At 70.2% G+C, this 7,208-nt stretch carries 6 protein-coding genes and 1 rRNA gene; all 7 read right to left on the reverse strand.

Features of this window, described 5'->3' with window-relative positions; translation table 11 throughout:
• Positions 1 to 2: 2 nt before the first annotated feature.
• Positions 3 to 1,001 (reverse strand): rod shape-determining protein MreC, encoded by a 999-nt coding sequence (gene mreC, locus AB0F88_RS14495; RefSeq protein WP_362682446.1) that lies wholly within the window; start codon positions 999 to 1,001, stop codon positions 3 to 5.
• A complete protein-coding gene (locus AB0F88_RS14500; protein WP_362682449.1) occupies positions 1,001 to 2,032 on the reverse strand; it encodes a rod shape-determining protein in 1,032 nt (343 codons plus the stop codon). The genes mreC and AB0F88_RS14500 overlap by 1 nt, the downstream gene beginning before the upstream one ends.
• 191 nt (positions 2,033 to 2,223) lie before the next feature.
• A complete protein-coding gene (gene ndk / locus AB0F88_RS14505; protein ID WP_329084418.1) occupies positions 2,224 to 2,634 on the reverse strand; it encodes a nucleoside-diphosphate kinase in 411 nt (136 codons plus the stop codon).
• A 91-nt stretch (positions 2,635 to 2,725) separates the two neighbouring features.
• On the reverse strand, positions 2,726 to 4,741 hold the full coding sequence (locus tag AB0F88_RS14510; protein WP_362682453.1) for a hypothetical protein: 2,016 nt from the start codon (positions 4,739 to 4,741) through the stop codon (positions 2,726 to 2,728).
• An 11-nt stretch (positions 4,742 to 4,752) separates the two neighbouring features.
• Positions 4,753 to 5,091, reverse strand: a complete 339-nt coding sequence (locus AB0F88_RS14515) for a DUF4233 domain-containing protein (RefSeq protein WP_362682456.1) — start codon at positions 5,089 to 5,091, stop codon at positions 4,753 to 4,755.
• A gap of 228 nt (positions 5,092 to 5,319) precedes the next feature.
• On the reverse strand, positions 5,320 to 6,612 hold the full coding sequence (locus AB0F88_RS14520; protein WP_362682524.1) for a folylpolyglutamate synthase/dihydrofolate synthase family protein: 1,293 nt from the start codon (positions 6,610 to 6,612) through the stop codon (positions 5,320 to 5,322).
• A 511-nt stretch (positions 6,613 to 7,123) separates the two neighbouring features.
• Positions 7,124 to 7,208, reverse strand: a 5S ribosomal RNA gene (gene rrf / locus AB0F88_RS14525); the annotation flags it as partial.

Consider the following 7,208-nt stretch of genomic DNA (forward strand, 5'->3'; position numbering starts at 1 on the left):
CGTCAGGCCCCCTCTCGCCGGCCGCGAGGAGCCTCCGCCTCACGCGAGCCGGAGTCGGAGTCGGAGTCGGAGTCGGAGTCGGAGTCGGGTGAGCGTGGCGTGGACCGCTCCGGCGTCGACGCCCTCGTCTCGCGCGGACCGGGCGGGAGCACCGTGTCACGCGGGTCGCGGTGCGGCGCCCGTACCACCACGCCGACCACGTCCAGCGCGGTGAGATCGGCGGACGGCCGCGCGTACGCGATGCGGGTCAGCTCACCCGGCGTGGCCTCCACCCGCTCCACCACCCCGATCGGCACCCCCGCCACGTACGGCGCGCCACGCTGGGAGCCGAAACTCACGATGCGGTGGCCCGGGGTGATCGGCGCGGTCGAGTCGAGCAACCGGAACCGGACAAGGCGGCCGTGCTCCCCCACGCCGTGCACCACCCCGATCTCGTTGCTGCCCTCCAGCCGGGCCCCGGCCGCCGAGGCGGGGTCGCTGAGCAGGACCACCGTCGAGGTGGACGGGCCCACCTGGACCACCCTGCCGACCAGGCCGTCGGCGTTCAGCACGGTCATCTCCGGACGCACCCCGTCGGCGCGTCCCACGTCGAGTTCGACGGCGTCCTCGAAACCGGGGGCGCCGCGCCGGGCGATCACCTGGGTGGGCAGGATCCGGTATCCGCCGGTCCCCGCGACACCGAGCAGCCTGCGAAGCTCCCGGGATCGCCCCCGATCGAGGCTCTGCGCCGCCAGGTCGTGCCTGAGCCGCTGGTTCTCCGCGCGCAGCCGCTCGATACGGGCACGCGCCGAGGGAGCCCCGGCCATCGTCTCGAAGAACTCGCCGACCGGTCGCACGAACCCCGCCCCCGCGCTCTCCGCGGCGCCGAACAGCGTCGTGCCGGCCGTCCTGAGCGGGCCGAACGGTGACTCCGTGACCGAACGGTGGTCGATGGTCACGAGCACGAGGGCGGCGGCCAGCAGCAACCCCAGGTTGACCCGTGCCCGTCGGGTGTCCTTCATCAGTGCCGCGGCTCGGGAACCAGGACCTGCTGCAAGGCGTCGAAGTCCTCGACGCACTTGCCCGAGCCGAGCGCGACGGAGTCGAGGGCGTTGTCGACGAGGTGGATCGGCATGCCGGTCTCGGCCTTCAGCCGCTCGTCCATGCCCTTGAGGAGCGCCCCGCCCCCGGTGAGGGCGATCCCGCGGTCCATCAGGTCTCCGGAAAGCTCCGGCGGGCACTTGTCGAGAGTGGTCTTGACCGCGTCGACGATCACGTTCAACGGCTCCTCGATGGCCTTGCGGATCCCCGCGGCCGACACCACGATCGTCTTGGGCAGGCCGCTGACCAGGTCACGGCCCCGGATCTCGGCATGGCTCTCCTCGGGGAGCATGCACGCGGAGCCGATGGCCATCTTGATCTCCTCGGCGGTGCGCTCGCCGAGCATGAGCGAGTGTTCCTTCTTGGCGAAGGCGATGATCGCCTGATCCATCTCGTCGCCGCCCACCCTGATCGACTGGCTGGTGACCACGCCGCCCATCGAGATGATCGCCACCTCGGTGGTGCCACCGCCTATGTCGATCACCATGTTGCCGGTGGGCTCGTGCACCGGGAGCCCGGCGCCGATCGCGGCGGCCATGGGCTCCTCGACGATGTAGACCCTGCGCGCGCCCGCCTGGTAACCGGCCTCCTTGACCGCCCGCTGCTCGACCCCGGTGATCCCGCTCGGCACGGCGATGATGATGCGCGGCTTGGCGAAGTGGCGGCGCTTGTGCACCCGCTGGATGAAATAGCGCAGCATGCGCTCGGTGACGTCGAAGTCGGCGATGACGCCGTCCTTGAGCGGGCGGATGGCCACGATGTTGCCGGGAGTGCGGCCTATCATCCGCTTGGCCTCGATACCAACAGCCACGATCTTCCCCGTCGCGGTGTTGATCGCTACGACGGACGGCTCGTTGAGCACGATCCCGCGACCCCGTACGTACACGAGAGTGTTCGCGGTGCCGAGGTCGACCGCCATGTCGCGGCCCAGAAAAGCAAGATTGCTGCCCATGAGGAAGGCCGGCCTCCTTCCGTCAGGTCGTCGGCGAAAACTACGGAACGCACTCGAATCGTAACGTGACGTACCCACCATTGAGCGCAATGAGGCGGCCTGCCGCAGCAAAATCTTGGGTTGGCCGAATACACCGGGCCCCGCCGTCCACAAGGACGGCGGGGCCCGGCAAACGCGGCGAAAGCGTGCGTTTAGAAGCGGTCCGGGAAGAAGATCTTGATCTCCCTCGCGGCGGACTCGGGAGAGTCGGAGCCGTGGACGACGTTCTCGCCGATCTCCAGGGCGTGGTCGCCGCGGATGGTGCCGGGCGCGGACTTGACGGGGTCGGTGAGGCCGGCGAGACCGCGGAAGGCCTCGATGGCGCGCGGCCCCTCGAGCACCAGCGCGACCAGCGGGCCGGAGGTGATGAACTCCACCAGCTCGCCGAAGAACGGCCGCTCGGAGTGCTCGGCGTAGTGCACCTTGGCGGTGTCGACGTCCAGGGTGCGCAGCTCCAGCGCCACGACCTTCAGACCCTTGCGCTCGACACGGGCGATCACATCGCCGATGAGACCACGTGCCACACCGTCGGGCTTGATCAGGACAAGGGTGCGCTCGGACACTGAAGTTCTCCTTTGAACATGTATGGGTCGCGGACTGCGGTAATCGCGCGAAGTTTACCGTCCTTCGCGCGATTCCCCGTGGTCGGCGAGGTCACTGGAGGGCGGGCCCGTTCCCCGGGCCGTCCTCGGGCGAGGGCGCGGGTGGTGGCACCACCACGGGCGGCGCGACGACCTTCTCCTGCTCGGTCTCCGTCTCCGGCTCGGGGTCGCGCTCGGGGACGCGGTCGGGCTCGTGCCGGGGCCTGGGCCTGCCGCCCTTGCCCGCCCCGTGCCCGCCTCCGCCGACGGTCATGGACCCGCTCATGGATTCGGTCGCCGCCATGGGCCCGGCCTCGGGATCCGGGCGGATCTGCGGCTGCGGACCGGCCGCGGCCTCGGACCGCGGCCGCACCACCGCGTGTCTCACCTGCCCGGCCCGCCCGTCCCGTTCCGACTGCCCGCTCTGCCCGGCCTGGCCGACCTGCTTGGACTGCCCGGCCTGTTTCGGCTGCACGGCCTGTTTCGGCTGCCCGGTCTGCTTTGTGGATCCAGCCTGCTTGGGAGGTCCTGACGCCGTCGCGGCCGGCCACGCGCCGCCGGCGAGATCGACCTCCCCCGCCGGGGAGGGCACCAGCCCGGAGGCGGAACCAGCGCCGGACGAGGTGCCGAACGTGCCGTCCAGGGCGTCCCGCGCGTCTCTCACGTCCCCCGTGTCCCAGGTGCTCGCCGGGGTGCCGGGCCGGAGGCGTGCCAGGACGGCGCCGAGCACGATCACCACGAGCACCAGGCCGCCCCCGATCAGCGCCCACAGATGCAGGGCGTCCACGAACCCGTCGACCAGAGCCTGCGGGGTCGTGGCCTCCTCCAGGCGGGTGACCTGGACGCCGCTGCCCAGCAGGAAGCCCACGAGCACCGCGGGGAAGAACAGCGACAGCGCCAGGAGCGCGGCCCCCTCGCCGCAGGAACGCAGCGCGCCGGCGAGCGCCACCGAGGCACCGCCCGCGAGCAGCGCGAACGGGAGGATCAGCGGAAGCCCACCCGGAGCGGGAAGGAACAGCCGCACGGCGCACAAACCTGCGACCAGCACCACGAGCCCGCCCGCGGTGACCATGGGCATGGCCGGGTGACCCAACCGGTTCGCCAGCGTGGCGGACAGGAGACCCACCAGCGCGGCGATCGCGAAGGCCGGCCACAGGCCGGACAGGCCGGGGCCTCCCAGCCCGCCGAGCTCGATGTAGGTGATCTGGGCGGCGGTCGGCAGGGCGACGACACCGACCGCGACCATCACGTAGGCCGGCGCCCGGCCGACGGCGCCCTTCGAGGCGCCGGAGGAGGCCAGGGCCAGCAGGACGATGACGGACACCAGCGCCGCTCGGATCACCAGGCTCGGAGACCAGTCGAACGTGCTGCCCAGGGCGAGGGCCGCGACACCCACGGCGGGCACCACCACCCACAGCGTGCGCCCGCGTTCCGCGACGACCCGCACGGGAGCGGCGCTCTCGCCTTCCCTCAGCCACAGCACCAGGTAGAGCGCGGCGAGCACGAGCGCGACCCCGGTGAGCATCGGGTACGGCTGGAGGGTGACCCGCCAGGAGTCGACCTGGTCGAGGGGCCACAGGGCGAGCGCCTGGGCGGCCAGGAGGCTCGTCGTCAACGCGGCCGCCCACACGGCCCTCAGGAGCACCGAACGCCCCCACACGGCCATCAAGGTGGCCGGGACCAGCAGGCCCGCACCGACCCCGTGCAGGACCCGCAGGACCCCCACCAGCGCCGTGGACCCGGCGTACCCGCCGGCCGCGTCGGCGAAGGCGAGCAGGGTCAGCCCCGCGACCATCATCGGGGCCGCCCTCGTCCGGTGCACGGCCACCGCCGCCACCGGCACGGTCAGGACCATCGCGGGAAGCGCCAGCCCGTGCGCCCTGATCATCGCTATCTGCGAGATGTCCGGCGGCAGGAGGGCGGCGACCACCGAGATGGTGTTGGGGATGGCGACGATCGCCAGCGGCAGCACTACCGCGACGAGCAGTCCGAGGACGACGTCGAGCATCAGGGAGACACGGAGTGCGCGCGCCAGGCCCGTGGGCCCGGTGGACACCGCCCGAGTCGGCTGGATGGGAGGGACGGCCATGTTGGCCGACTTTAGCGAGAAGTCACGCCCTCGACACGGCGAGCGACGAATATCGCTGTGATCCACAGCGCGGCGAAGATCGCTCCGAGGAAGAACATGGTTGGGACCATGAGGCCGGACGCGATGGCGAGCACCTGGATCACGCTTCCCGCGACATAGGCGAAAGGCCGTTTGAGCAGGCCTATCACCACCACGCAAAGGAACGCCAGGCCAAGGCCGACGGTGGCCGCGACGGCCGGTTCGATCCCCTGCGTGTTGATGGCGACCGGCGTGAACAGGCCGACGACTATCGCCTCCATACCGAGCACGCTGGCGCAGAGACGCCTCATCCCCGGAGTGACCGTGATCATTTTTCGCTCCTCCAGAGTCGCCTCGGCCATGTCCCACCCGCCGCGCCCACCGTGCCCGGCCGGCTCGTCCCGCTGTGTCGCTTCACTGCGCTTCGTTCTTTCACCGCGTCGTGTCCACCCGGCGCGTTCCGCGCGGGCACCGCGTCTCGTCGCTCACCCCGCCCCGGCCGCTCACTGTGCCTCGTCCGCCTTGAGCAGGAGCCGCGCGTCACCGGCGGTCACCACCGCTCACTGTGCCTCGTCCGCTTTGAGCAGGAGCCGCGCGTCACCGGCGGTCACCACCGACCCGGTGATCAGCACCCCCGCCCCGCTGAACTCGCCCATGGCGTCGGCCAGGCCGATCGCCCGGTCGATCGCACTGTCCAGCCGCTCGACCTGGTACACCCGGTCAAGACCGAAGATCTCCTCGGCCAGCGCGGCGAGATCGTCCACGTCCATGGACCTCGGCGAGGAGTTCCTGGTCACCACGATCTCGTCCATCATCGGTTCCAGCAGTTCCAGGATGCCCTGGACGTCCTTGTCCTCGAACACCGCCACCACGCCGATGAGCTTCGCGAAGTCGAAGGACTCCTGCACGGCCTCCAGGCTGGCCCGCATCCCCGCCGGGTTGTGCGCGGCGTCGACGACCACCGTGGGCCCCCGGCGAACCACCTCGAGCCTGCCGGGCGAGCGCACCTGCAGGAACGCCTGCCGCACCAGCTCCGCGCCGAGAGGCTCGTCCCCGCCGGTCAGCGCCTCCACCGCGGCCAGAGCGCAGGCGGCGTTGCTCGCCTGGTGGGCACCGTACAGGGGGAGCAGGACGTCCTCGTACGTCCCCTTGAGACCCTTGAGCCGGAGCAGTTGCCCACCGATGGCGAGCTCCCTGCTCAGCACGCCGAACTCCAGCCCCTCACGTGCCACGGTGGCACCGGTGTCGGCCGCCTGCCTCATCAGTACCGAGGCCGCGGGAAGCTCCTGTTGCGCGAGCACCGCGGTCGCACCGGGTTTGATGATGCCGGCCTTCTCCCCGGCGATCGTCTCGACGTCGGGCCCGAGGTAGTCGACGTGGTCGAGGGAGATGGGCGTGATGACCGCCACGGTGCCGTCGGCGACGTTGGTGGCGTCGGTGATGCCCCCCATACCCGTCTCGATGACCGCGACGTCCACCGGAGCGTCGGCGAAGGCGGCGAACGCCATCGCGGTGAGGGTCTCGAAGAAGGAGAGCCGCCTCCCCTGGGCGTCCACCATCTCCAGGTAGGGCGCGATGTCCTCGTACACCTCGACGAAACGCTCCTCGCTGAGCGGGGCGCCGTCCACGCTGATGCGCTCGCGCATGGAAACGAGGTGAGGGCTGGTGAAGCGGCCGACCCGCAGGTTGCGCTCGCGCAGGAGTGCTTCGATCATCCGGGTCGTACTCGACTTGCCGTTCGTGCCGGCCACGTGCACCACGGGATAGGAGTGCTGCGGAGAGCCGAGCAGATCCACGAGCGCGGCGATCCTGTCGAGGCTGGGCTCGAAGTTCCACTCGACGCCACGCTGCATGATCGCTTGTTCAACCGCTCGATAGTCCACGTCTCCAGCCTACTGACGTCCTGGGCGGGTTCCGGACAGGGCTGTAAAGGCTGGTGCAACGCGGACCCCGTGCCACATAAAACTCCACAGGCCGAGAAATCCAAGCGCGACACCATACCCTGACGGAAGCCGTTGGGAAGGCCCGGACAGGGCCGCGCACCATCCCCGCACCGCCCCATGAGTAGGGCGGGGAACCGGGTGCGGGACGGGCCCCGACAGATCCGGAAAGGATCCCGGCAAGCCCCAAAAGCAGCCCCCAGGAAACGGAAGAAGCTCCCGGAACAACAGGTCCGGAAGCTCCTGGAACAACAGGTCCGGAAGCCCCCGGGAAAAGGAGAGAAACTCCCAGGACACCGAGTCGGGAAGCTCCAGAAAACGGGGCCCGGACGCTCCCAGAAAAACCAGAAAACAGGGCCCGGAAAAAAAGGGGTCCGGAAATGCCTGAGGGCCTCCACCGAACGGTGGAGGCCCTCAAAAGATTGTCCGGCGGTGACCTACTCTCCCACACCGTCCCCGGTGCAGTACCATCGGCGCTGAAGAGCTTAACTTCCGGGTTCGGAATGTAA

It is taken from the genome of Streptosporangium sp. NPDC023963, from assembly GCF_040639135.1.
Taxonomy (GTDB): domain Bacteria; phylum Actinomycetota; class Actinomycetes; order Streptosporangiales; family Streptosporangiaceae; genus Streptosporangium.